The 25,530-nt window shown below is 71.8% G+C and carries 17 protein-coding genes, 1 pseudogene and 1 riboswitch; of the genes and pseudogenes, 12 read left to right on the forward strand and 6 right to left on the reverse strand.

Annotation, left to right across the window (positions count from 1 at the left end; all coding sequences use genetic code 11):
• The first annotated feature begins 410 nt into the window (after positions 1-410).
• The 3 genes from Ato02nite_RS26555 (at position 411) to Ato02nite_RS26565 (ending at position 2,791) form a co-directional block, all read left to right on the forward strand.
• Positions 411-1,382, forward strand: coding sequence for an ATP-binding cassette domain-containing protein (locus tag Ato02nite_RS26555; protein ID WP_213009348.1), 972 nt, complete (start codon positions 411-413; stop codon positions 1,380-1,382).
• Complete coding sequence (locus Ato02nite_RS26560; protein ID WP_213009349.1) at positions 1,379-2,386, forward strand: ABC transporter permease subunit; 1,008 nt, start codon at positions 1,379-1,381, stop codon at positions 2,384-2,386. The genes Ato02nite_RS26555 and Ato02nite_RS26560 overlap by 4 nt, the downstream gene beginning before the upstream one ends.
• Positions 2,387-2,467: 81 nt before the next feature.
• The gene (locus Ato02nite_RS26565) at positions 2,468-2,791 is read left to right on the forward strand and encodes a DUF3263 domain-containing protein (RefSeq protein ID WP_213009350.1); all 324 of its coding nucleotides are present in this window, start codon (positions 2,468-2,470) and stop codon (positions 2,789-2,791) included.
• Here Ato02nite_RS26565 and Ato02nite_RS26570 read toward each other — a convergent pair whose 3' ends face one another.
• Positions 2,792-5,002 carry an AAA family ATPase gene (locus tag Ato02nite_RS26570; protein WP_213009351.1) on the reverse strand — a complete coding sequence of 737 codons (2,211 nt, stop codon included), beginning with the start codon at positions 5,000-5,002 and terminating at the stop codon, positions 2,792-2,794.
• Positions 5,003-5,112: 110 nt separating this feature from the next.
• Between Ato02nite_RS26570 and Ato02nite_RS26575 the strand changes: the two genes are divergently transcribed.
• The 4 genes from Ato02nite_RS26575 to Ato02nite_RS26590 all read left to right on the forward strand — a co-directional run bounded on the left by Ato02nite_RS26575 (position 5,113) and on the right by Ato02nite_RS26590 (position 11,464).
• A complete protein-coding gene (locus Ato02nite_RS26575) occupies positions 5,113-7,869 on the forward strand; it encodes an alpha/beta fold hydrolase (protein WP_213009352.1) in 2,757 nt (918 codons plus the stop codon).
• Positions 7,866-8,723, forward strand: a complete 858-nt coding sequence (locus Ato02nite_RS26580; protein WP_213009353.1) for an ABC transporter permease — start codon at positions 7,866-7,868, stop codon at positions 8,721-8,723. Before Ato02nite_RS26575 ends, Ato02nite_RS26580 begins: the two co-directional genes overlap by 4 nt.
• A gap of 81 nt (positions 8,724-8,804) precedes the next feature.
• Positions 8,805-8,941, forward strand: a riboswitch (SAM riboswitch).
• Positions 8,942-8,952: 11 nt separating this feature from the next.
• Positions 8,953-10,233: a threonine synthase gene (gene thrC / locus Ato02nite_RS26585; RefSeq protein ID WP_213009354.1), complete on the forward strand. Its 1,281-nt coding sequence runs from the start codon at positions 8,953-8,955 to the stop codon at positions 10,231-10,233.
• A gap of 256 nt (positions 10,234-10,489) precedes the next feature.
• A complete protein-coding gene (locus Ato02nite_RS26590; RefSeq protein WP_213009355.1) occupies positions 10,490-11,464 on the forward strand; it encodes a GNAT family N-acetyltransferase in 975 nt (324 codons plus the stop codon).
• Here the strand turns inward: Ato02nite_RS26590 and Ato02nite_RS26595 are convergent.
• Positions 11,403-11,888 carry a hypothetical protein gene (locus Ato02nite_RS26595; RefSeq protein WP_213009356.1) on the reverse strand — a complete coding sequence of 162 codons (486 nt, stop codon included), beginning with the start codon at positions 11,886-11,888 and terminating at the stop codon, positions 11,403-11,405. The genes Ato02nite_RS26590 and Ato02nite_RS26595 overlap by 62 nt on opposite strands.
• Positions 11,888-12,349: a GNAT family N-acetyltransferase gene (locus Ato02nite_RS26600; protein WP_213009417.1), complete on the reverse strand. Its 462-nt coding sequence runs from the start codon at positions 12,347-12,349 to the stop codon at positions 11,888-11,890. Before Ato02nite_RS26600 ends, Ato02nite_RS26595 begins: the two co-directional genes overlap by 1 nt.
• A gap of 144 nt (positions 12,350-12,493) precedes the next feature.
• Here Ato02nite_RS26600 and Ato02nite_RS26605 point away from each other — a divergent pair, with 144 nt between their 5' ends.
• Together Ato02nite_RS26605 and groL are read left to right on the forward strand one after the other, a co-directional pair.
• Positions 12,494-13,420, forward strand: a complete 927-nt coding sequence (locus Ato02nite_RS26605; protein ID WP_213009357.1) for a hypothetical protein — start codon at positions 12,494-12,496, stop codon at positions 13,418-13,420.
• A 289-nt stretch (positions 13,421-13,709) separates the two neighbouring features.
• Positions 13,710-15,332 carry a chaperonin GroEL gene (gene groL / locus Ato02nite_RS26610; protein ID WP_213009358.1) on the forward strand — a complete coding sequence of 541 codons (1,623 nt, stop codon included), beginning with the start codon at positions 13,710-13,712 and terminating at the stop codon, positions 15,330-15,332.
• A gap of 48 nt (positions 15,333-15,380) precedes the next feature.
• Here the strand turns inward: groL and Ato02nite_RS26615 are convergent, their stop codons facing one another.
• Positions 15,381-20,639, reverse strand: a complete 5,259-nt coding sequence (locus tag Ato02nite_RS26615) for an Ig-like domain-containing protein (protein WP_213009359.1) — start codon at positions 20,637-20,639, stop codon at positions 15,381-15,383.
• 23 nt (positions 20,640-20,662) lie between these two features.
• Positions 20,663-21,571 (reverse strand): GNAT family N-acetyltransferase, encoded by a 909-nt coding sequence (locus Ato02nite_RS26620; RefSeq protein WP_213009360.1) that lies wholly within the window; start codon positions 21,569-21,571, stop codon positions 20,663-20,665.
• Positions 21,572-21,616: 45 nt separating this feature from the next.
• Here Ato02nite_RS26620 and Ato02nite_RS26625 point away from each other — a divergent pair, with 45 nt between their 5' ends.
• Complete coding sequence (locus Ato02nite_RS26625) at positions 21,617-23,416, forward strand: glycerol-3-phosphate dehydrogenase/oxidase (RefSeq protein WP_213009361.1); 1,800 nt, start codon at positions 21,617-21,619, stop codon at positions 23,414-23,416.
• A pseudogene (locus tag Ato02nite_RS26630) lies at positions 23,413-23,670 on the forward strand (DUF4031 domain-containing protein); the annotation flags it as partial. The gene Ato02nite_RS26625 and the pseudogene Ato02nite_RS26630, both read left to right, overlap by 4 nt.
• Here Ato02nite_RS26630 and Ato02nite_RS26635 read toward each other — a convergent pair.
• Positions 23,666-24,307, reverse strand: coding sequence for an HD domain-containing protein (locus tag Ato02nite_RS26635; RefSeq protein ID WP_213009362.1), 642 nt, complete (start codon positions 24,305-24,307; stop codon positions 23,666-23,668). The pseudogene Ato02nite_RS26630 and the gene Ato02nite_RS26635 sit on opposite strands and share 5 nt — an antisense overlap.
• A gap of 30 nt (positions 24,308-24,337) precedes the next feature.
• On the opposite strand from Ato02nite_RS26635, the gene Ato02nite_RS26640 reads away from it, so the two are divergent.
• Positions 24,338-25,504, forward strand: coding sequence for an FUSC family protein (locus tag Ato02nite_RS26640; protein ID WP_213009363.1), 1,167 nt, complete (start codon positions 24,338-24,340; stop codon positions 25,502-25,504).
• The last annotated feature ends 26 nt before the right edge of the window (positions 25,505-25,530 follow it).

Genomic DNA, 25,530 nt, shown 5'->3' on the forward strand with positions numbered 1-25,530 from the left:
GTTGGGGTTGCGAGCTTGGGCCGGGCCCGCCCGCAGCGGGCGCGCGGAGGGTGAGTTGCACCGGCCGGGACCGCGTGCCACGGGAGTGGAGCGGCGCGTACGGCAAAGGTCTGATCTTCCGCGCCGAGCGGTTCGTGCCGCGTGGATAGCCGCAGGTCGGGCTGGACGTGCTGGTACCGATCGCCCTCGATGTGCTCGCGGCGGAACCGCTCGCCGAGGGGACTATCCGGGGGACCTGCTGGCCTCCGTGCTGCGGGTGCCGGGCGAGTACTGGCAGGTCCATCCCCTCGTGGGGCGCTCGTTTGAGGGACATCGTCCGGGTGGTCGAAGCCGAAGATGAGTACCTACAGCGGGAGATTTCGGCATTTCGTGCGAGCGGATATTGACGGTGCTGCCTAGAGTCTCGCGGCATGGACGCCGTACTCGAGATAGCTGGGCTGCAGAAGACCTATCGCAGCCGGAAAGGCGTGCGCCGGGCGCTCGATGGGTTCGACATGGTGGTCGAAGCCGGGCAGGTGCACGGATTCCTCGGGCCCAACGGGTCGGGGAAGACGACCACGCTGCGTACCCTCCTGGGGCTGATCCGGCCCAACGGTGGCCGGATGTCGATCCTCGGGCAGGAGGTGCCGGCGCATCTGCCGGCGGTGGCGGGGCAGGTCGGCGCGATCGTGGAGAGCCCGCAGTTCTTCGGGAACTTCACCGCGCGGGACACGCTGTCGCTGCTCGCCGACGCGGGCGGGGTGCGGCGGGAGCGGGTCGACGCGGTGTTGGAGCTGGTCGGGCTGCGGGATCGGGCCAAGGATCGGGTGCGCACCTACTCGCTCGGTATGAAGCAGCGCCTCGCGGTGGCGTCGGCGCTGCTCAAGGAGCCGAGGCTGCTGATTCTCGACGAGCCGGCCAACGGGCTCGACCCGGGCGGCATCCGGGAGATGCGGACGTTGATGCGCACGCTGTCCGAGTCGGGCATGACGGTGGTGCTGTCCAGCCACATTCTCGGAGAGATCCAGCTGATCTGCGACTCGGTGACGATCATCGCGGCGGGGCGGCGGGTGGCGGCCGGATCGGTGGCCGACGTGCTGGCCACGCACACGTCGTCGTCGGTGAAGGTGCGGCTGGAGCCGGGTATCGATCTGCTCGGGGCGGCCGAGATCCTGCGGACCGCCGGTGCTCAGGTGGACCTCGGCACCGACTTCTTCACGGTGGGTAACGCCGGCAACCCGGCGCAGATCACCCGGATCCTGGCCGAGCGGCAGATCTACGTCAGCGAGCTGACGCCGGTCGCGGCCGACCTGGAGAGCGTGTTCCTGGAGTTGACCGGCACCGCGCCGGTCGATGGGCAGAACCGTCAGGTGGATCAGGTGGCGGCGGGGTGGGGTCAGTGAGTCTGTATCGAGCGGAGACGCGCCGGCTGGTCAAGCGGCGGTTCACCAAGCTGTTCACGGTCGGCGCGCTGCTGATCCTGGCCGCGGTGCTGGCGGGTGTGTTCCTCACCAATGAGAAGGTGGGGCCGGATCAGGTTGCTCAGGCGACCGCGCGGGCGCAGGCCGAGTACAAGCAGTCGGTGGCCGCCACCGAGCAGATCAGGGCGGAGTGCGAGTCGGTACAGGGCACTCCGCGGGCCAGTGAGTTCCCGCCGAACTGCGAGATCAGCGCGCCGTCCGAGTCGGACTTCAACCCCGAGTGGTACATGCCGCCCACCTTCGGTTTGAAGGACAACCTGCCCGACATGATCACGACGTTGGCCGCGGTGCTGGCGCTGGCGGCGTTCGTGATCGGCGCGTCCTTCGTGGGCGCCGAGTGGAGCAGCGGCGGCATGATGAACCTGCTGCTCTGGCGTCCGCGCCGGTTGCAGGTGCTGTCCACGAAGCTGGCCGCGCTGCTGGTCGGTGCGACCGTGCTGACGGTGGTGGTCGCGGCGATCTGGACGGTGGCCTTCTGGGGCGTCGCGAAGACCCGCGGCAACACCATCGGCATGACGTCCGGGACGTGGCAGTCGTTCGGGCTCATGGAGTTGCGGGCGCTCGTGCTGGTGCTGGCGGCGGGTGCGCTCGGCTTCGGGCTGGCCTCGCTGGGCCGGCACACGGCGATGGCCCTGGGCGTCGCGATCGGTGTGATCGTGGTCTTCCAGTTCGGCGTGGCCGCGGTGCTGGGGATCGCCCACGTCAAGTTTCCCGAGCTCTTCCTCGCGCCGTTCTGGGTGATCGCGTGGATGAGCAAGGAGTACGTCGCCCAGGACTACGACGCCTGCAATTACGACGTGCGCGGGGCCTGCCAGCCGGACACGTTGACGATCACCTGGCAGATGGCGGGCAGCGCCCTCGTCGTCATTCTGGTGCTCGTGGTGGGTGCCGCTATGTGGACAATGCGTAAGCGGGACATTACGTGAGGTAACGTCGGGCGGGTCATGCGGCGGGGTCGTCGGCAACATATGCTGCTGGCGGCCCCTCGCCTTCGCATTTGGAGCACCATGCAGCCCGCCGCCGCGGACCCGTCCGAAGAAGAGTCCACCCAGCACATTCCGGCACCGCGGCCGGCGGAAAGCGCGCCGCCCGAAAACCCCGCCGGTCTCACCCAACGTGAGCGAGACATCCTCGCGTTCGAGGCCCGCTGGTGGAAGCACGCCGGCGCCAAGGAGCAGGCCATCCGCGACACCTTCAGCCTGTCCTCGACCCGTTACTACCAGGTGCTCAACGCCCTGCTCGACAAGCCCGAGGCCACCGAGCACGACCCGGTCCTGGTCGGCCGCCTGCGCCGGCTGCGGGCCACGAGGGCCCGCACCCGGCGTCGATGATCAGCCGGGCTGATGGGTCGAGGCGTACGCCTCGAGCCAGGCCACCTGAGTCGGATCGAGCGAGGGCCGCACCCGCTTACGGGCGGTAGCCACGTTCTCCGCGGTGACCGTCGACGCCTCCAGCGAGTCCCGCATGGCCGCCAGGGCCGACTCCCGGATCAGCGCCGCGCAGTCCGCCGCCGAGAAACCCTCCAGCGCGGCTCCCAGTTCGTCGAGATCCACCGACTTGTCCAGCGGCACCGCCTTCGACGACGCCCGCAGGATCGCGGCCCGGGCCGAGGCGTCCGGCGGCGGCACGTAGACGAGCCGTTCGAGCCGGCCGGGCCGCAGCAGCGCCGGGTCGATCAGATCGGGCCGGTTGGTCGCCCCGATCACCACGACGTTGCGCAGGTCTTCCACCCCGTCGAGCTCGGTGAGCAGCGCCGCCACCACCCGGTCGGTGGTGCCGCCGTCGGTGGCCTGCCCGCGGGTCGGCGCCAGCGCGTCCACCTCGTCGAGGAAGACCAGGGTGGGGGCCGCTTCCCGGGCCCGCCGGAACAGCTCCCGCACGGCCCGCTCGCTGTCACCCACCCACTTGCTGAGCAGTTCCGCGCCCTTGACCGAGAGCACGTTGGCCTTCCCCGTCCCGGCGATCGCCTTGACCAGGTAGGTCTTGCCGCAGCCGGGCGGACCGTAGAGCAGCACGCCGCGCGGTGGCGAGACGCCGAGCCGGGCGAACGTGTCCGGGTAGGTGAGCGGCCACAGCACCGACTCGGTGAGCATCTGCTTGACGTCCACGAGATCACCGACGTCGTCCAGGGTCACCGCCGCGACCTCGAGGGTCGACTCGGCCATCGAGGTCGGCCGCACCACGTCGAGCGCGGCCTCGAAGTCCGCCATGGTCACGGTGGGTGATTCGGCGTCCTTCTGACGAAGGGCCGCCCGGACCCCCGCTTCGCGGGCGAGAGCGCCGAGGTCGGCGGCGACAAATCCGGGTGTACGGCCGGAGACGTCGTCCAGGCGTACGTCCTCGGCGAGCGGCATGCCGCGGGTGAGCACGCCCAGCTGTTCCCGCCGCATGGCCGCGTCCGGCAGGGGGACGGCGAGCTGCACCGCGAGCAGGTCGGGCGCGCGCAGCGACGGATCGACCGACTCGGGCCGGCTGGTCGTGCACACCACCGCGACGCCGGCCCGCACGATCTCCTCGAGCACCTGGTGGAAGACGGTGGAGATGGGCCCCGGCTCCTCGCGCGGGGCGAGCGCCTCGACGTCGGCGACGAGCAGCACGGCCGGCCCGTCGCCGCGCGCGTCCCGGGCCAGGCCGCGCAGCCGGGCGGCGGCCGAGTCGTTGGTCAGCGCGGCCAGCTCGGGCCCCCAGACCGGCAGCACCCGCGCGCCGACCCGGGTGGCCACCGCCCGGACCAGCGCGGACTTCCCCGACCCGGACGGACCCGAGATGAGTACGCCGAGCGAGACCTTGGTGCCGAGCCGGGCCAGCACCTCCCCGTGGTGGAAGCCGAGGTCGAGCAGCTCTTCCAGCTCCTTGGCCTGGGCCCGCAGGCCGGGCAGGTCGTCGAGGCTGGGCGGCGGCACCTCCGGGTCGGTGGCCGCCGGTGAGCTCGCCGCCACCGCGACCGAGCCGGTCGGGCCGCCGGCGGTGTGGTGACCGCCCACCCAGCCCACCACCGTGTCGGGGCTGACCAGGGCGGCGTCGGCGTCGTCGACCGCGGTGACGTTGAGCAGGGCGCTGGTGAAGCTGTAGCCGAGCCGGTTCTTGAGGCTCGGGGTGACCGTCTCGACGAGCGCGCGGTGGTCGCCGGGCAGCACGTCCTGCGGCAGCAGCGAGACATCGTCGCCCGCGCTGACCACCTTGCCCAGCAGGGCCAGCCGCAGCATCTCGGGCGAGACCAGGGCGACGATCTCGGCCGGTCCGCCGAGGGTGACCTGGCGGGCGTGCACGATCGGCACCTTGGTGATGGTGACCTGGCCGCCGTCGCGCAGCCCGAGATTGCCGATGATCAGGTCGTCGGCGTAGAGCAGGCCGCGGCTCGCGTCGGCCGACTTGGTCGGTATCGCGCGGCAGGCGGTGGTGAGCCGGCCGACCAGGCGTACCGGATCTCCGGGGTTGATCTCGAGGGCTGCCATCACCTCGGGGTGCAGCCGGACGACGCCACGGCGGGCGTCCAGGGGCGCCGACTGGGTGGTGACGGTCAGCGTCAGTTCTTCGGCCACCGCGGGATGCCCTCCATCGTCTGGATGTTGTGGGTCCACGCTATCGCTGACACGCCCGCGCTGAGACCGCTCACAGCACGGACTCAGACTGCGCCGGATAGCTTTGCCGCATGTCACTGTCGAGCCGGCTGCGCCGTGCGCTGCCCCGGCCCACTCGCCGCCGTGTCGTCTCCGGTTCGGTGGTCCTCGTCCTGGTCGCCGGGTTGGTCGGCTGGGCGGTGTGGCCCGACCGTCCCGGCTGGACCAGCGCGGACGAGCGGATCACCGTCAAGACCGGGCCGGCCGGGGCCGAGAGCGTCGACCTCGACGCCCGCCTCTACCTCCCGCGCGACCGCGGCGGCAAGGTGCCGGCGGTGCTGCTCGCGCACGGTTTCGGCGGCACCAAGGAGTCGGTGAGCGACAACGCCGAGGAGTTGGCCGACCGTGGCTACGCCGTGCTGACCTGGACCGCTCAGGGTTTCGGCCGCAGTGGCGGCCAGATCCACCTGGACAGCCCCGACTACGAGGTGCGCGACGCTCAGGGCCTGCTCGACTGGCTGGCCGCCCGGCCGGAGATCCAGCTGGACGCGGCCGGCGACCCGCGGGTGGGTGTGGTCGGCGGCTCCTACGGCGGCGCGCTGGCTCTGCTGCTGGCCGGGCAGGACGCCCGGGTCGACGCGATCGTCCCGTCGATCACCTGGAACGACCTGACCAACGTCTTCCTCCAGCAGTCGGCCGACACCAGCGCGACCGGTGTCTTCAAGAAGGGCTGGGCCGGCCTGTACTTCGGCAACGGCGCGGCGAGCCTGCTCCCCGACGCGCCCGAGCCGGCGGACAGCGATCCGGCCTGCGGGCGCTTCGCGGCCGACGTCTGCGCGGCCTACCTTCAGCTCGCCACCAGCGGCACGGCCGACGCGAAGACGCTGGAGGTGCTCCGCAAGTCGAGCCCGGCCACCGTGCTCGACCAGATCAAGGCGCCGACGCTGCTGATCCAGGGCGCGGTGGACACGCTCTTCCCGCTCTCCGAGGGCGACGCCAACGCCAAGGGCATCGCCGCGACCGGCACCCCGGTGAAGGTCGCCTGGTTCACCGGCGGCCACGACGGCGGCGCCGGTCCGCAGACCGACCAGGACCGGGTCAAATACCTCACCGTCCAGTGGCTCGACCACTACCTGAAGGGCGAGGGCGGCACCCCTTCGGACGACTTCACCTACTCGCGCGTGGCCGGTTTCAGCGCACTCGACCGCGGCCTGGTCACCAACGGGTACTCGACGGAGGAGTACCCCGGATTGGGCGGAACCGGAAGCACCCAGGTCTCCCTCTCGGGGCCGGCGCAGCCGGTCGCCAACCCGCCCAACGGCAACCCGGCCGCGCTGTCCTCGCTGCCCGGCGCGGGCAGCCGGCTGAGCGAACTGCTCGGCGGTGGTGTCGCGGCCGACATCCCCGGCCAGCACGCCACGTTCGAGTCCACCCCGGTGGCCGGCGCGATCGACGTGGCCGGCGCGCCCACCGTGCGGCTGCGCGCGGCGTCGCCGACCGGCGAGGCCACGCTGTTCGTCAAGCTCTACGACGTCGACGAGGCCGGTGCCGAGACGCTCAGCGCCGGGCTGATCGCGCCGGTGCGGCTCACCGGCCTGCCGACCTCGATCGAGCAGGCCCAGCCGGTCACCGTGACACTGCCCGCGATCGTCCGGCGGATCGACACCGGGCACACCGTCCGAGTTGTCGTCGCCACCAGTGACCAGGCGTTCCTCACCCCGGCGAAACCGGCCGTCTACACCGTGCAGGTCGAGTCGGCGATCACCCTGCCGACCGTCGTCGGCACCCCGATCGCCAACCCGCAGACCGTGTGGCGCTGGGTGCTCGGCGGTCTGCTGCTGGTGATCGCGCTGGGTCTCGCGGTGGTCCTGCTGGTCCGCCGCCGCCTGCGGCGCCGCCGGCACGACGAGACGATCGAGGAGTACGCCGAGACGCCGCTCGTGGTGCGGGGGCTGCGGAAGGCGTACGCGGATGGCTTCGTCGCCGTTGAGGAGATCAGTTTCGCGGTGCAACGTGGGCAGGTCGTCGGCCTGCTCGGGCCGAACGGCGCGGGCAAGACCACGACGCTGCGGGTGCTGATGGGCCTGACCATGCCGACCGCGGGCGACGCGCTGGTCTTCGGCCACCGGCTGATGCCGGGTGCGCCGATCCTGTCCCGGGTGGGCGCCCTGGTCGAGGGGCCGGGGTTCCTGCCGCACCTGAGCGGCCTGGAGAACCTGAAGGCGTACTGGCGGGCGACCGGCCGGCCGGCGGCCGACGCGCACTTCGACGAGGCCCTGGAGATCGCCGGCCTGGGCGACTCGGTGCACCGCAAGACCCGCAAGTACAGCCACGGCATGCGGCAGCGACTGGCCATCGCCCAGGCCATGCTCGGCCTGCCCGAGCTGCTGGTGCTGGACGAACCGACCGACGGCCTCGACCCGCCGCAGATCGCCGAGATGCGCCGGGTGCTCAAGCGCTACGCCACCGACGGCCGGGCCGTACTGGTCTCCAGCCACCTGCTCGCCGAGGTGGAGCAGACCTGCACGCACGCGGTGGTGGTCAACAAGGGCCGGATCGTGGCGTCCGGCCCGGTCGAGGACATCGTCGGCGAGTCGCCGTCGGTGCAGATCGAGGTCTCCGACGTGCCGGCCGCCTCCTTGATCTTGGAGGAGCTGGGCGTGCGGTCGGTGACCCCCGACGGCGTGTCCGGCCTGATCGTGGACATGAACGGCACGTCCCGGTCCGAGGCGGTGGCCTCGCTGGTGCGGGCCGGCGTGGACGTGGACCGAGTGGTGCCACGCAGACGTCTCGAGGATGCCTTCCTGGCCCTGGTGGGCGACAACTCGCGGGGGAGTGGGGACCGATGAGCGCGGTCACGGGTTACCGGCCGGCGGCGACGTTGCCGATCTGGGCCGAGGTGCGTCGGCAGGCGTCGCGGCGGCGCACCCAGCTGGCGCTCGGCTTCATGGTGCTGCTGCCGCTGATCATCCTGGTCGCCTTCGAGTTCGGCGGGAACAACGGCGACGACGACGGCAACGGCGGCGGCGCGTTCGGCAGCCTGGTCGACCTGGCCACCTCGGGCGGCCTGAACTTCGCGCTGTTCTGCCTCGCCGTCTCGGCCGGCTTCCTGCTGGTCGTGGTGGTGGCACTGTTCTGCGGCGACCCGGTGGCCAGCGAGGCGAGCTGGGGCAGCCTGCGCTACCTGCTGGCGATCCCGGTGCCCCGGGTCCGGCTGCTCGCCGTGAAGCTGGTGGTGGCGCTCGGCTATTCGTTGGTGGCGCTGCTGATCCTGGCCGCGACCGGCCTGCTGGTCGGCACCCTGCGCTACGGCTGGCACCCGCTGGGCAGCACCGTCGCGGCCGCCGTGCCGCCCGGGCAGGGTCTGCTGCGGCTGCTCGGCATCGTCGCCTACCTGGCCGTCATCATGCTGGTGGTGGCCGGCCTGGCCTTCCTGCTGTCGGTGCTGACCGACGCGGCGCTGGGCGCGGTCGGCGGTGCCGTGCTGCTCTGGATCCTGTCCAGCATCCTCGACCAGATCACCGCCCTGGGTAACCTGCGCTACCTGCTGCCGACCCATTTCAGCGACGCCTGGCTCGGCCTGCTGTCCACCCCGCCGCAGGTCGATGACCTGGTCAAGGGCGCGATCGCGGCGATCAGTTACGCCACCCTGTTCTGGTCGCTAGCGTTCTGGCGCTTCACCCGGAAGGACATCACCTCGTAGGCGTTGTCCGGCTCACACCTCGGGATTCTGCTGGCGGAAAGTCCCTGAGGCAGACGTAAGGTGTTGGAAACACAACTGAATACCTCATCCAGAGGGGCAGAGGGAACGGCCCTGTGAAGCCCCGGCAACCACCGCGCAAGTCTCGAAGAAGAGGCCGCCGCGCGGCAGGTGCTAATTCCGTCCTCGCTCGGCAGATTGCCGCCGAGGAAAGATGAGAGGGAAGGCCTCGATGACGTCTGCCGTCAGTTCACCCAGTGCTACCACTTCGCCGGCCCGCGGCCTCGTCTGCCGCGCCTGTGGCGCCGAATATCCGCTGGTCGCGCAGCATGCGTGCTACGAGTGTTTCGGCCCGCTCGAGGTGGCCTACGACCAGGACGCCCTCGCGCGGGTAACCCGTGAGCAGATCGAGGCCGGCCCGCAGAACATCTGGCGTTACGCCGGTCTGCTCCCGGCCGGACAGGACCCGGCCACCCGGGTCACCCTCGACCCCGGCCTGACCCCGCTGGTCGAGTCGCCGGCCCTGGCCGCCGCGGTCGGCCTGCGCGCGCCGCTGTACGTCAAGGACGACTCGGCCAACCCGACCCACTCGTTCAAGGACCGGGTCGTCTCGGTGGCCCTCACCGCGGCCCGCGGCCTCGGCTTCACCCGTTTCGCCTGCGCCTCGACCGGCAACCTGGCCAACTCGGTCGCCGCCCACGCGGCCCGGGTCGGCGCCCCCAGCATCGTCTTCATCCCGCACGACCTGGAACAAGGCAAGATCATCACCACCGCGGTGTACGGCGGTGAGCTGGTCGCCATCGAGGGCTCCTACGACGACGTGAACCGGCTCTGCGGCGAACTGGTCGAGACCGACGAGTTCGAGGACACCGCGTTCGTCAACGTGAACGTGCGCCCGTTCTACGCCGAGGGCTCCAAGACACTCGGCTACGAGGTGGCCGAACAGCTCGGTTGGCGCATCCCGGCCCAGGTCGTCATCCCGATGGCCTCCGGCGAGCTGCTCACCAAGGTGGACAAGGCGTTCTCCGAGCTGGTCGAGATCGGCCTGGCCACCGCGCCCGAGGGCGGCTGGGTGGTGTTCGGCGCCCAGTCGGCCGGCTGCAACCCGATCGCGACGGCGCTGCAGCAGGGCACCGACCAGATCGTCCCGGTCAAGCCGACCGGCATCGCCAAGTCGCTGAACATCGGCGACCCGGCCGCCGGGGCGTACGCGATCGAGGCGGTCCGCCGCACCGGTGGCTGGATGGACTACGCCGACGACGACGAGATCCGGGACGGCATCCGGCTGCTCGCCGAGACCACCGGCATCTTCGCCGAGACGGCCGGCGGCACCACCGTGGCCGTGCTCAAGAAGCTGGTGGCGAGCGGCAAGCTCGACCCGGAGAAAGAGACGGTCGTCTACAACACCGGCGACGGTCTCAAGACGCTCGACGCGGTTGCCGACCTGGTCGGGCCCACCCACACGATCAAGCCGTCGCTCCGCGGGGCCCGCGAAGCCGGCCTGCTGGGATAACTCTCAGTAACCACTAGTCTGCCTTAAGTTGAAGATTCCATCCGCAGAGGACTTGCGCACCGATCTCAGTGTCGGCAGGATGCTCTCTGCGGGAGGGCCGACGCCGTACGTGGCCCCTCACCTCCGAGCTTGGCGACAATCTCTCGAGGTGCCCAACGACCCAGCGCCGGAGGCGCTGTGCGTTCGTCCTCCCGACCAAAATCGTTTAGCCAAAATAAGTGGCACAGCATGGCCGCTGCCCGGCAGGGTGGCGGCCATGTCCGTAATCATCGATCCACTCGTGTCACCCGACGATGCCTACGAGATCGACCGGGCCTGCACCGAGCACGATCAGCCGGACGCTCCGATCCACAGCCGCGAGGTGTTCGCCGCCCGGCTGACGACGCCGCCCGCCGGCCACACCGCCGAATACCATCTGGCCCGCCTCGACGACGAGCCCGCCGGTTACCTCGAGCTGATGTACCCGCAGGTCGACAACCTCGGCAACGTGCACGTCGACCTGCTGGTGGCGCCGTCCGCGCGGCGGCGCGGAGTGGGCCGCGCGCTGTACGAGGTGGCCGTCGAACGCACCCGGGCGCAGGGCCGGCTGCGCCTGCTGTCCCAGTCGATCCAGCGCCCGTCGAGTGTGGTCTTCGCGACCTCGGTGGGGGCCCGGGCCGCGCTCGAGGAGCTGCGCAGCCGCCTCGACCTGGGTGCGGCCGATCAGACGGGTTACGACGCGATGCTGGCCGCCGCGTGGGAGCGGGCGGCCGGTTACCGCCTGATCCAGTGGAGCGGGGTGCCGCCCGAGGAGGTCATCGACGACGTCGCGACGCTCGACTCGATGTTCCTGGAGGAGGCGCCGATCGGCGACCTGGACTGGGAGCCGGAGAAAGTCGACGCCGCCCGGGTGCGGGCCACCGAGGAGAGCCGCACCAAGCGCGGCCGGGTCACCTTCCACACCGGAGCCCTGCACGGCGATCGCCTGGTCGCCTGGACCACGCTGAACTGCGCGATCGAGGGCGGCGAGCATGCCTGGCAGAACGCCACGCTGGTCGCCCCGGCCCACCGCGGCCACCGGCTCGGACTGCTGGTCAAGCTGGCCAACCTGGCCCACGCCCGCACCCACCAGCCCGGCCTGAAGGTGATCGACACCTTCAACGCCGCGACTAACGAGCACATGCTGCGGATCAATCGGGAGATGGGCTTCCGGGTGGTGGAGTCGGTGGTCCACTGGCAGCACGACCTTTGAGCTTCTTCATCCACGGTCGCACCGGCGGATCGACGGGATAGCCGCCGGCGTGCAGGCCCGCCCGCTTCTCGAAGAAGTTCCGGCTGCCCCACGAGCCGGTGGCGGCGTAGGACCAGCCGCAGGCGGCCCAGTAGGCCGGCCAGAACAGCGGGCCGAGCACCGCGTACTGCCCGCGGTGGTGGCACTCGTGGCCGAACAGGGCGGACCGCTCCTCGGCCAGCAGCCACTCGGCGCTGCGCCGGCACATGATCACCGAGCCGACCGTGAAACAGGTCGCGGGCGGCACCCGGCGGCGGTAACCCTCCCCGATCAGCACGCCGTCTCGGCCGCGCCGGATCTTGGCCCCGCCCGTCACGGCGACCAGCAGCCCCACCGCGGTCGTGCCGTTGATCGCGGTGAGCAGGGTGCGCGCCCGGGGCCCCATCAGATCCGCCGGCGCATCCGCAGCTCGGTGAGGACGGGCAGCACCGGGTGCGGCACCCGCTCGCCGGTGTCCTCGAAACCGAGCTTCTCGTACGCCCGGACGGCGCGGTCGTTGCCGACCACCACCTCGAGCATCAACCGCTCCCGCCCGCACTCGTGCGACCAGGCGGCCACCGCCTCGACCAACTCGGCGAGCACCTTGCCGCCCCGGCTCGACGGGGTCACGTAGACCGCGAAGATCACCGTTTCGTCCGGTTCCTCCGGCAGGACCGTGCCGCCGGCGTGCCCGACCAGCCGGGACCGGCCGCCCGGGTCGGCCACGAACTGGGCCAGCTGGCAACCCTGCGCCGCGTGGGCGATGCGCTGCCGATAGGCCTCGTGCGGACGGGCCGCGGCGGCCGCGAGGGTCTCCAGGAACGCCAGCGGGGTGTCGGCGAGCATCTCCAGCCGCAGCGCCCGCATGCGCGCCGCGTCGTCGGCCGTCACCCGGTGCACCCGCCAGCTCTCCACGTGGTCCTGCCTACCCTGCCGGAGCAGCCCGGGCAACCTGTTGCCGGGAAGCCGACCGGGTGGCGGACTGCAGCTTCGCTGAGGCAAAGTGTGTCGATGGACCGCAACGACGCGCTGCACCTCGTCGGTGACGTGGTGGTCGAGCGCGCCGATCCGTTCGACCCGGAGTCGCGGACGGTCGAGCTGCCCCGCCCGGGCGGGCCGGCCGTTCCGGTCGCCGACGAGGACGATCCACTGGTCCCGCCGCTGGGCTCCGGGCTGCGCGGCTGGGCCGAGCGGTTCGGCGGCGTGGCGCTGCGCTGCGGGGTGCCGCTGTCGCCGGTCGGCCTGCTGGCCGCGGTCCCGACGCACTTCTTCGTCGGCCGGGTGGACGACACGGTGGTGGCCGCGCCCGCCCTGTCCGACCTGCTCGGCGGCTTCGCCCTGCTGCTGCTCCCGCTGATGTGGCTGGCCTTCTTCACGGTGTCCGCGCTGCCCCTGGTGATCGGCCTGGCCGGCACCGTCGGGGTGGCGGTCTATCGGGCGACCCTCGGCGTCCCGCCCCGGCCGGCCGCGGTGTGGCGCCTGGTGGCTTACCGGTTGCGGGCCCTCTGGCTGTGGTTCGCCGCCTTCGGCGTGATCACCCAGGCGCTGCCGCTGGTGCTCACCACCGATCGGCTCGGCCCGGCGGTGGCCGGTCCGCTCGCCGTCGGCCTCACCCTGGTCTCCACCGCGGTGCTCACCTTCACCGGGGTGCTCGGCTGCGTCGTGCTGATCGAGCGGGGCAACGGCCGGCGCCGGGCCGCCCACCTGACCTCGATGATGCCGCTGGGCGGACTGATCGTCGCCTCGCTGGCGGTCACGGTGCTGCCCCGGCTCGCCGAGGCCGCCTGGGGTGGCATCGCCTCGACCGTGGTGTCGGTGCCCACCGTTCTGCTCTGGGCGATGGCCGCGCTGGTGGCCTACTGCCAGGGTCGCCGGGCGGAGGGCCCGGTGACCAGCAAGTCCCTCTATGCCGCGCTGTCCGCGCCCGAGCTCGACTGACCCTCGCACCGGTGCGCGCAAGGTGGCGTTTTCTTGCACTCGACCCCTGGGAGTGCTAAACAGGTCCTTGGCACTCCTGACAGGTGAGTGCCAAGCAGGTCGGGACGGTGGGGTCTCGGTCACGGCGTCGCCATCGACGCCGCGGCACGGGGTCGGTCGTCGCGGGCTAATCCGGCTCGGCCTGAGGACGTCACATCGCCAGGTGGTGACGTCCGCAGATCTCCGCAACGTGCGGGTTATGCGGGGCCTCGCGGCCCGGCACCGCGAATGTCCAGGAGGACACAGCCGAATGGCCAAGATCATCGCATTTGACGAGGAAGCTCGTCGCGGCCTCGAGAGTGGTATGAACCAGCTCGCCGACGCCGTCAAGGTGACGCTCGGCCCCAGGGGCCGCAACGTCGTGCTCGAGAAGAAGTGGGGCGCTCCCACGATCACCAACGATGGTGTATCCATCGCCAAGGAGATCGAGCTCGAGGGCACCTTCGAGAAGATCGGCGCCGAGCTGGTCAAGGAGGTCGCCAAGAAGACCGACGACGTGGCCGGTGACGGCACGACGACGGCGACCGTTCTCGCCCAGGCTCTGGTCCGCGAGGGCCTGCGTAACGTTGCCGCCGGCGCCAACCCGATGGCCCTCAAGCGGGGCATCGAGGCCGCCGTGGCCAGCGTCTCCGAGGCTCTCTCGCAGCTGGCGAAGGACGTGGAGACCAAGGAGCAGATCGCCTCCACCGCCTCCATCTCCGCCGGTGACTCCACGGTCGGCGAGATCATCGCCGAGGCCATGGACAAGGTCGGCAAGGAAGGCGTCATCACCGTCGAGGAGAGCAACACCTTCGGGCTCGAGCTCGAGCTCACCGAGGGCATGCGCTTCGACAAGGGCTACATCTCGGCGTACTTCATGACCGACGCCGAGCGTATGGAGGCCGTCTTCGACGACCCCTACATCCTGATCGCGAACAGCAAGATCTCCGCGGTCAAGGACCTGCTCCCCGTCCTCGAGAAGGTCATGCAGGGCGGCAAGCCGCTCGTCATCATCGCCGAGGACGTCGAGGGCGAGGCCCTGGCGACCCTGGTGGTCAACAAGGTCCGTGGCACCTTCAAGTCCGTCGCCGTCAAGGCCCCGGGCTTCGGTGACCGCCGCAAGGCCATGCTGGAGGACATCGCCATCCTGACCGGTGGCGCCGTCATCAGCGAAGAGGTCGGCCTCAAGCTCGACAACGCCGACCTGAGCCTGCTGGGCTCGGCTCGCAAGATCGTCATCACCAAGGACGAGACCACGGTCGTCGACGGTGGCGGTGACGCCGAGCAGATCCAGGGCCGGGTCAACCAGATCCGTGCCGAGATCGAGAAGTCGGACTCCGACTACGACCGCGAGAAGCTGCAGGAGCGCCTGGCCAAGCTGGCCGGCGGCGTTGCGGTCATCAAGGTCGGCGCGGCCACCGAGGTCGAGCTGAAGGAGCGCAAGCACCGCATCGAGGACGCCGTTCGCAACGCGAAGGCGGCCGTCGAGGAGGGCATCGTCCCCGGTGGTGGCGTCGCGCTGGTTCAGGCCGGCAAGACCGCGTTCGAGAAGCTGGACCTGGTCGGCGACGAGGCGACCGGCGCGCAGATCGTGAAGCTCGCGCTCGACGCCCCGCTGCGCCAGATCGCCGTGAACGCCGGCCTCGAGGGCGGCGTCGTGGTGGAGAAGGTGCGCAACCTCGAAGCGGGTCACGGCCTCAACGCCGCGACCGGCGAGTACGTCGACCTGCTGGCCGCGGGCATCATCGACCCGGCCAAGGTCACCCGCTCGGCGCTGCAGAACGCCGCGTCGATCGCCGCGCTGTTCCTCACCACCGAGGCCGTCGTGGCCGACAAGCCCGAGAAGAACCCGGCTCCGGCCGGCGCCCCGGGCGGCGGTGACATGGACTTCTGAGTCCAGTCGTAACAACCGGTAAGGGCGGGTCGCTTCGGCGGCCCGCCCTTACTGCGTCGGCGGGGGTGCTGCCGCGTCCTTCGGCCGTGGCAGCCCCACCCAGTAGATGAGTCCCCCGGTCGCCACCGCGATCAAACCGGCCCGGGCCAGGACGAGCGCGTCGCTGCCGGTGATCGGCAGGGTGTCCAGCGTCCGCACCTCGATGGTCACCGTCGCGGTGGCGAGCCCGCCGCGCCCGTCGGCGATCGTGTAGGAGAACCGGTCCCGGCCGGCCTCGCCGGATCGGTAGATCACGGTGTCGTCCGGGCCGGCCGCGACCGTGCCGTGCGCGGGCCGGCCGAGCTTGACGATGGTGACCGGATCGCCGTCCGGGTCGGTGTCGTTGATGGTGGGCCGCAGCTCCACGCTCTCCCCGGCCGCCATGGTCACCGAGTCGGCCGCCGCGATCGGTGGCCGGTTGGCGGCGGGCGGATCGGTCACGGTCACGATCACCGAGGCGGTGGCCACGTTGCCGTCCGCGTCGACCACCTCGTAGGTGAAGGTGTCCACGCCGGTGAAGCCCGGGTCGGGGGTGTAGGTGACGCTGCCGTCCGGGTTGAGCACGGCCGTACCGTGCGCCGGCTTGCCGACCCAGCGGACGGTGACCGACCGGCCGCCGTCGTCGGTGGTCGGCAGCGGCACGCTGACCGACCCGCCCGGCTTGGCGACGGCCGACTTGTCCGGGACGGCGGGCGGCGCGCCGACCGTCACGGTGACTGCGGCGCTGGTGCGGTGCCCGCCGTCGTCGGTGGCGGTGTAGCTGAAGCCGGCGATGCCGCCGAAACCCTCCGGCGGCGCGTAGGTGACGCTGCGGCCGGCGAGCGAGGCCGTGCCACTGGCGGGCTGGGTGACCGAGGTGAGGGCCAGGGTGCCGGCCGGGTCGAAGTCGTTGCCGAGCACGCCGATGGTGACCGGCTTGTGATACGGCGTGTCGGCCTGGTCGGCCACGGCCACCGGCGAACCGTCGCTGATCGTGATCGTGATGGTGGCCGTGGCGGATCCGCCGTGGCCGTCGCTGATCCGGTAGGAGAAGACGTCCCGGCCGGTCCACCCGGCCGCCGGGACGAACCGCACGCGCCCGCCGGCCACGCTCGCCGTGCCGTGCGCCGGCGTGCCCACGCTGTCGATGGTCAGCGTCTGCCCGAGGTTCGGGTCGTCGTCGTTGGCCAGCACGTCCACCGTCACCGGCCGGTCGGCGAGCCCGGCACCCTGATCCGGCCGGGCGCGCGGGGCGCCGTTCGCCACCGTCACGCTGACCCGGGCGGAGGCGGTGTTGCCGATCGGGTCGCTGATCGTGTAGCCGAAGAAGTCGGTGCCGGAGAAGCCGGGCGCCGGGGTGTAGTGGACCGAGCCGTCCGGATTGAGCCGGGTGTTGCCGCTGATCGCGGTGACGCGCAGCGGCCGGGCCTCCGGGTCGGTGTCGTTGTCGAGGACCCGGATGTCGACCGGTGTCGCGTACGGCGTGGTGGCGGTGTCGTCGACGGCGGTCGGCCCGCCGTCGATGGTGATCGTGACGTCGGCCGAATCGGTGCTACCCCGGTCGTCGATGAGCAGGTAGGTGAATCCGTCCGGCCCGATCTGGCCGGCCGCAGCCCGGTAGGTGACCGTCCCGTCGGCGCCGAGCACCAGGGTGCCCTTGGCCACCGGGCCGACCGAGGCGACCCGCAGGTGCTGACCGGTGTTCGGGTCGGTGTCGTTGGCGAGCAGGTCGAGCCGGGTGGACACGTCCGGCCGGACCCGGAAGGTGTCGTCGGCGGCGACCGGGGGCGCGTTGCGCACGGTGACCGTGACGATGGCCGAGTCGGTGAGCCCGCTCGGGTCGCGGATCGAGTAGAGGAACGCGTCGGTGCCGAAGAAGCCGGTGGCCGGCGTGTAGGTGAAGGTGCGGTCGCCGTTGTCGGCGACCGTGCCGTGCCCACCGCCGCCGACCACGTCCAGCGTGATCGGATCGCCGTTCGGGTCTTCGTCGTTGGCCAGCGCCGGGATGATCACGGCGGTGTTCGTATCGGTGCTGACCGAGTCGGGCCGGGCCACCGGTGCCGTGTTCACCGCGGTGATCGTGACGGTCGCGCCGCTCACGCCACCGTGCTGATCGTCGAGCTGGTAGTGGAAGCTGTCGGTGCCGAGGAAGCCGCTGTTCGGCGTGTAGGTGATCCGCCGGTCGGCGCCGATCGAGTAGTTCCCGTTCGGCGGCGGCACGTCGACCGTGATCGTGAGGGCGTCACCGTTCGGATCGTCGTCGTCGTTCGCCAGCACGGCGATCACCACGGGATGGCCGCCGGTGGCGGTCGCGGCGTCCGCCCGGGCTATCGGGACGCCGTTGTCCACGGTGACCGTGACGGTTCCGGTGTCGGTGCCGCCGTTGCCGTCGTCGATCGTGTAGGTGAAGGTGTCGGTGCCGGAGAACACGACGTCCGGGAGGTAGGTGATCTCCCCGGTCGTCTCCAGGGTGACCACCCCGTGGGCCGGGTCGGTCACGCCGGTGACCTGCAGGGTGTCCGGATTCGGGTCGATCGCCCAGTGCACCGGGTCGAGTGTCACCGCGGTGCGGTAGGGCGTGGTCACCGGGAAGTCCGCCGCGGCCGGCGCGGTGTTGGCCACGGTGACCGTGACGGTCGCGGTGTCGGTGCCGCCGCTGCCGTCGTCGATCGTGTACGTGAAGGTGTCGACACCGGAGAAGCCGGCCGGCACCGCGGTGTAAAGGACGCTCAGCTTGTCCGCCGCGGGCGTCACCGTGCCGTGCGCGGCCGGACCGGCGGCCGAGACGGTGATGGTGTTGTTGCCGTTGGGGTCGGTGTCGTTGGCGAGCACCGGCAGCGACGTGCCGCTGGCCCCGGCCGGCGCGGACAGCGTGTCGTCGGCCGCCGTCGGCGCCGCGTTCTCGACATCGACGTGCACGTCCGCGGTCGCGGTCGCGCCGTGCCCGTCGTCGATCGTGTAGCCGAACGAGGCTGTCCCGGCGAAGGCCGACGTCGGGGTGAAGGTGACCGTAGTCGGCGTGAACGTGACCGTGCCCTCGTTGCCCGGCGGCTGGGTCACCGCGACGACGGTGAGCGTGTCGGCCGGGTTCGGGTCGGCGTCGTTGTCCAGCACGGTGAGCGTGACCGGGCTGTTCGACGGCGTGTTGATCATGTCGTCGCCGGCCGTCGGTGCGGCGTTCGCGGTGGTCACCGTGGCGGTGGCGGTGGCCGTGCCGCCGTGCGGGTCGGTCACCCGGTAGACGAACGGGTCGGCACCCGCCCACCCGCCGGCCGGCGTGTAGGTGACGGTCATGTCGGCGTTGACCACGGCCGCGCCGTTCGCCGGACCACTGACGATCGAGACGGTCAGGGTGCCGGTCGCGTCGTCCGGGTCGGAGTCGTTGGCCAGCACCGGGACGGTGACCTGACTGCCGTTGGTGGTGCCGGCGGTGTCGGCGACGGCGACCGGTGGCGAGTTGACCGCGAGGGTCGCGGTCGCGGTGTCGTTGCCGGCCGTCTGGTCGTTGCCGCTGCCGGCGGCCCGCAGTGCGGCGACCGCGCTGTCGGCGGCGGTGCTGTCCACGATCACCGGGATCGGCACGCTCGCCGAGGTGCCGGCCGCGAGCGGGCCGAGGGGGCAGGTGACCACCGCGCCGGACGCGGTGCAGCCGCCGGTCAGGCTGCCCGGGGTGACCCCGGCGGGCAGGGTCAGCACGGCCTGGGCGGTCGGTTCCAGGTCGCTCCCGGACGCGTTGGTGACCGTGGCGGTGTAGGTGGCGGTCACCGGGGTGGCCGAGCGCTGCACGAACGCGGGGCTCAGGGTCAGGGTGGCGGACCGGTCGACGTGCGGCTGCAGCACCGGGGTGGCCACCGCGCCGCCCAGGGCCGCGACGCTGACGCTGGTGGTGTGGCCCGAGTAGGCGACGTTCACCAGGTTGGTGATCGCGTAGCCGGCCGGGGTGGACACGTCGACGGTCACCCGGAAAGTGACGTACTTCGTGGTCAGGTAGGGGATGCTCCCCAGATTCCAGGCGGCCGTCCCCCCGGTGAACCAGCCGTCGTCGTCGCCGGTGGCGTCGGTGACCGCGGCGCCCTGCACGGTGAGCGACCCCGGCACGTAGGTGGTGTGCGGCGGCACGGCGTCCGACAGCAGCAGGTTGTCGGCCGTGTCGCTGCCGTCGTTGCGCACCGCGATCCGGTACTCGATGACGTCGCCGGGCAGCAGGTCGTTGCCGTTCACGTCGGTGCCGGTCACCGTGGTGGTGATCTTCGGGGCGTACAGGTCGATGCTGAACGTGACCACGCCCGGGTAGTAGGTGTCACCGACCGTGGTCAGGGTCAGCGTGGTCGACAGTTGGCCGTTGGTGAACATGCCGGTCGCGTCGACCTGGTCGATGTCGACGCCGAGCAGGTTGGGATAGGGCGGATCGCGGGTGGTCACGGCCATGCCGGCGTCACTGACCGTACTGTTGAAGAAGTTGTTGGCGGGGTTGAGGTTGGTCACGTCGTGCAGAGCCTGCCCGTCGACCTGCAGGCTGTCGCCGACGTTGCCGAGGTCGCCTTCGTAGGCGATCGCGCCGACCTTGGCGTGCACCGCGCCGGTGTGCGGGGTCTCGAAACCGCTGATCGGGATGTTCACGGTGCCCGACGAGATCGATCCGAAGCCGTCGTAGATCCGCAGGCTGCGCATGTCCTCGGCCGGATTCGAGTACGCGATGGCCAGCCCCCACCCGGCGTAGTAGCCGACTCCGAGGGTGGCCTGGATGTTCGCCACGCCGTACGCCCCGTTGCCGGCCCCCGCGACCAGTGCGGTCACGTCCGCGAAGCCCTGGTAGACCCCGCTGGCCGGCAGTGCGTGCACGGTCGACGCGGTGACCGTGGTCCAGGACGATCCGGCCGGCGTCCGGAACAGGACCTGATTGCGGCTGCCCGGGGTGAGCGCGAGCGACGAGTCGGCGCCCCAGTACAGGCCGGCGAAGAGCACGGTGCTGCCGCTGGGCATGCTGATCGTCGCGGTGCTGTCGTTGAACGTGGCCAGGCTGCCGTCCGCGTCGGTGTAGACCATCGCGAAGTTGTTGTTGTTCAGCGAGCCGCCGGACCCGTTCCGGGCGGCTGAGCAGGCCAGGCTGAGCGTGCACGTCAGGTTGCTGTTGCCGCGCAGCAGGATCGACCCGTTCGCGTTGGTATCGAAGCGCGACGTGAACGGCGTGGTGATGGCGGCGACTGCCGGACGGGTAGCAAAGGTCGTGGCCGCCAGCAGGAGCGCGACGGCCACCGCCAGGGCCGCGGCTACCCGGCGAACCCCCACCCCCGGAGCCTAGGGAGAGCGGGTCAAAGTTGTTTGCGATAAAGGAAAAACACTCGCTCGACCCGGGCGCCCACCGCCGACGAGTAGAACGGGACCGGCCCTACCCAGCCGATCTGGGCCGAGTCGAGCCCGCTGTCCCGCTGGTCGGCCAGGCAGCGGCGGAGCAGGATCGACCCGATCCCACGGCCCCGGGCCGCCGCGGTGGTGCCCATCGGGCCGAACCAACTGGGCCGCGACGACCCGTACGCCGCGAAGCCCAGCAGCGTGCCGTCCTTCTCCACGGCGATGTGGCACCCGGCCCGGTCGCGCCCGATCGAGTCGGTGATCTCGCCGGCCCAGCCGGAACCCCAGTTGGCCAGCGCGAACTCGGCCAGCCCGGCCGAGTCGGCCGGCTCGGCCCGGCGGATCGTCACTCCCTCGCCGGCCAGACGTTCCTCCGCGGCCGAGGTGGGCCGGAGGTGGCGCAGGTCGGCGGTCATGTTCCAGGCCGGCTGATCCTGGGCGAAGCCGAGCGCCATGGCCGCGCAGATCGCCGGTGTGTAGCGCACGTCGATGCCCGGCCAGGCGTAGTGCGGCGCGTTGCCGGCCAGCACCACGTCATCGGCGCCCAGCCCGGCCAGCGCGCCCTCGACCCGGGTCATCAGCGCCCGGCCGATGCCGCGGCGCCGCTCGGCCGGGTCGACCGCGATCAGGTCGACGTGCCCGATCGAGGCGTCCCGATGCGACACCGAGCCGAGCACCACCCCGATCACCCGCTCGCCGGGGGCGACGGCCAGGAAGCCCGTGCGGCGCGGACCGGTCTCGCGCAGCCGCCGGACTATCTCCGCCGCCTCGGTCGCGTCCTCGGGCAGGTCCAGGGCGTTCCGGCACAGGGCGATCACGGCAGGTAGGTGTTCGTCGGTCAGCTCGGAGATCCAGAACTCGCGGTCCACAACCGCCGAACCTATCCGACGGCTACGAGCGCTAACGTGGGACGGGTGCGTGAACCCTCCGTCTCCCGATACGCGGCCGGCCGACTGTCTCCGATCCGCCGGGTCGCCGACCTGAGGCGCCTCCGCGACGAGCAATTCGACGTGCTGGTCGTCGGCGGCGGTGTCACCGGTGCCGGTGCCGCCCTCGACGCCGCCTCCCGGGGGCTCAAGGTGGCCCTGGTCGAGGCGCGTGACCTGGCCGCCGGCACGTCCAGCCGGTCCAGCAAGCTGATCCACGGCGGCCTGCGTTACCTGGAGCAGCTCGAGTTGCACCTGGTGCACGAGGCACTCACCGAGCGCGGCCTGCTCTCCACCCGGCTCGCGCCGCACCTGGTGCGGCCGGTGCCGATCCTGGTGCCGCTGCCCGCCGCGAAACCGCCGGCCCGGGTCTGGCACCGGGCCTACTACGGCCTGGGCGTGGCGGCCTACGACGTCTTCGCCGGCATCTTCGGCTCCGGCCGGGGCATGCCGTTGCACCGCCACCTGACCCGCGACGGCGCCCGGCACCTGTTCCCGAGCCTGCGGGCCGACGCCATCACCGGCGCGATCCGCTACTACGACGGCCAGGTCGACGACGCCCGCCTGGTGGTCAACCTCGCGCGCACCGCGGCCAGCCTGGGCGCGGCCGTGGTGACCAGCGCCCGGGTGGTCGGTTTCGTGCGGGAGGCACGCGAGGTGGTCGGCGTCCGGGTCCGCGACCTGGAGTCGCCCGACTCGCCGGAGTTCGAGGTGCGGGCGCGCACGGTGGTGGCCGCCACCGGTGTCTGGAGCGACGACATGTCGCGCATGCTCAGCGACGTCGGCGTCCGTCCCGGCCTGCGGGTGCGCGCCTCCAAGGGGGTGCACCTCGTGGTGCCCCGCTCGGCGATCACCGGCGAGGCCGGCCTGATCCTGCGCACCCCGACCTCGGTGCTCTTCGTCATCCCGTGGGGCGGGCACTGGATCATCGGCACCACCGACACCGACTGGAAGCTCGACCGCTCCCACCCGGCCGCGTCGGCGCGCGACATCCGCTACCTCCTCGACCAGGTCAACACGGTGCTGGACCGGCCGCTGACCACCGACGACATCGAAGGCGTCTACGCCGGTCTGCGCCCGCTGCTCTCCGGCGAGGCCGACTCGACCTCCAAGCTGTCCCGCGAGCACGCCGTCTTCGAGCCGATGCTCGGGCTGCTGCTGGTGGCCGGCGGTAAGTACACGACCTACCGGGTGATGGCGGCCGACGTCATCGACCGGGCGGTGCGGCGGCTGGGTGGTGCGGTCCGCCCGTCGCGCACCGATCAGCTGCCGCTGCTCGGCGCGGACGGCTTCGCCGCCGCCTGGCGGGACCGTCAGGACGCGGCCCGGCGGCACGGCGTCACCGCCGGGGTGATCGAGCACCTCCTGGAGCGGTACGGCACGCTCACGGTCCACCTGCTCGCGATGATCGAGGCCGATCCCGCCCTGGCCACCCCGCTCACCGGTGCACCGGAATACCTGGCGGCCGAGGTGGCCTACGCCGCGCTCGCCGAGGGCGCGCTGCATCTCGACGACGTGCTGACCCGGCGCACCCGCATCTCGATCGAGACCCCGCACCGGGGCAGCGAGACCGCCGCCCACGCCGCCGAGGTCATGGGGGAGGCGCTGGGCTGGGACAAGGCGGTGCGCGAGCGCGAGGTCGAGCACTACCTGGCCCGGGTGGCCGCCGAGCGGCAGTCGCAGACCATGCCCGACGACCTGACCGCCGACGCGGCCCGGATCGGCGTGCCGGACGTCCGCGGTTTCGCCGCCGACCGAGGCGTCGACCTCCTGGAAGTCGATCTTTGATCCTCGTCGACGAGCCGCTCTGGCCGGCCCGCGGCCGGTTGTGGTCGCACCTGGTCAGCGACCTGTCCTACGCGGAGTTACACGCGTTCGCCGAGATCCTGGGGGCGCCGCGGCGGGCCTTCGACCGGGACCACTACGACATCCCGGAGCAGCGGTTCCGCAGCGCGATCTGGCTCGGCGCGACCCTGCTGCCCTCCCGCGAGCTGGCCTTCCGGCTGCGGGCGGCGGGCCTGCGCCGCCCGAAACACCTCAGCCCGCGAGTTCCCGCTCAAGGTTCCGTCGCGCCCGCTCTTCCCACCTCTCGCGCAGCGGCTCGAGACGGTAGATCGTCGGAAGCTCCAGCAGTGCCTTGAGCACCTGCGCCCGGCCGTCCTTGAACGCGGCGTCCGGCACGTGTGCGTACTCCCGGCGGATGGCCGCGGTGTACGCCGCGTACGCCTCGTCGTCGCCGGCCAGGATGGCCAGATCGGCGTCGCAGAGCAGTTCGCCGTCCGGGTCGTCCGCGCCGGTGGCGTGCCCGGCGGTCAGCCCGACCAGCCGGGCCACCTCGTCGGCCACCTGAGCCGGCACCCCCAGGGTGGCCAGCAGGCCGGCCGCGAACTCGGCGCTGTCCCGCTCGTTGGCGTCGCCGAGCGCCCGCGGGTCGTAGACCGCGTCGTGCATCCACGCGGCCAGCCGCACCCGTTCCGGATGCGGAGCCAGACCGGCAAAATCTTCAACCACTTCGAGTACGGCGGACAGGTGCGCCACGGTGTGGTAGTGCCGCTGCGGCTCCGACCAGCGGGAGAGCAGATATTCGCCGGCGGCGTCCAGATCGGCGGCGTCCGCGGTAGCACCGGCCGAACGGGCGGCCGCGCGGAACTCGTCCACGAGAGATGTCACGAGTCCCATCCTGACACGCTCGTAAGTAGGGTCTGGACCATGACGTCCGCAGTGGCCCGGCTTGCCGCCCGGTCCCGCACCGGGCTGGCCGCCGGCCTGCACCGGGTGCGCGGCGGCCTGATGCTGGCCGTGCAGGCCGGTGTCGCCGCCGCGCTGGCCTGGTTCGTCGCGCACGACGTGATCGGCCGCCCGATGCCGTTCTTCGCCCCGATCGCCGCCGTGATCACGCTGGCCTCCTCGGTCGGCCAGCGTGCCCGCCGCACTGCCGAGCTGGTGCTCGGCGTCGCGATCGGCATCGGCATCGGCGACGCGCTGATCCTGCTGATCGGCACCGGGCCGTGGCAGATCGGCCTGGTCGTGCTGCTCGCCATCCTGGTCGCCACCGCGGTCGGCGGCGGCACCCCGCTGGTCGTGCAGTCCGCCTCCTCGGCCGTCCTGGTCGCCACCCTGACCAGCAACACCGGCCTGCCCTGGACCCGCTTCTTCGACGCGCTGGTCGGCGGGGGCGTGGGCCTGGTGGTGATGACCGTGCTGTTGCCGCTGAACCCGCTCAACGTCGTGAAACGGGCCGCCGACCCGGCGCTGCGGGCACTCGCCGAGGGCCTGCACGAGGTCGCCGCGGGCCTGGCCGACCGCGATCCCGAGCAGATCCAGCTGGCGCTGGCCCGGCTGCGCGCCGCCGAGACCGCCTTCGCGGCGTTCGCCACGGCCGGCACCGCGGCCAGTGAGAACGTGGCGTTCGCGCCGGCCCGGTGGCGAACCCGGGGCGCCCTGGCCCAGTACGTCGACGGCGCCAAGGAGGTCACCTACGCGCTGCGGAACGTCCGGGTGCTGATCCGGCGGGTGGGCACCGCGCTCGGCGACGAGGAGAAGCTGCCCGAGGTGCTGGCGACCGCGGTGGGCCTGCTCGGCGACGCCGTCGATCTGCTGCGGGCGGAGTGGGCCAAGGGCGCCGAGCCGATCGCGGCGCGGGAACGTGCTCTGCGCGCGGTCACCGAGGCCGCCAAGGCGTACGACGAAGGGGTGGGTTTTTCCGGCGGTGTGGTGGTGGCCCAGATCCGCAGCACCGCCACCGACCTGCTGCGGGCCGCCGGTGTCGACTTCGCCGAGGCGCCGCGTCTGGTCCGCCGTGCGGCCGGTTGGCACAACCGCCCGCGCGCGAACCGGCGTCCCGGCCGCCGTCCGCCCGCCCCGGGGCACGCCTGAACCCGCTCGGGGTGACTACGCTGGCT

The sequence above is a fragment of the Paractinoplanes toevensis genome, from assembly GCF_018332695.1.
Classification (GTDB): domain Bacteria; phylum Actinomycetota; class Actinomycetes; order Mycobacteriales; family Micromonosporaceae; genus Actinoplanes; species Actinoplanes toevensis.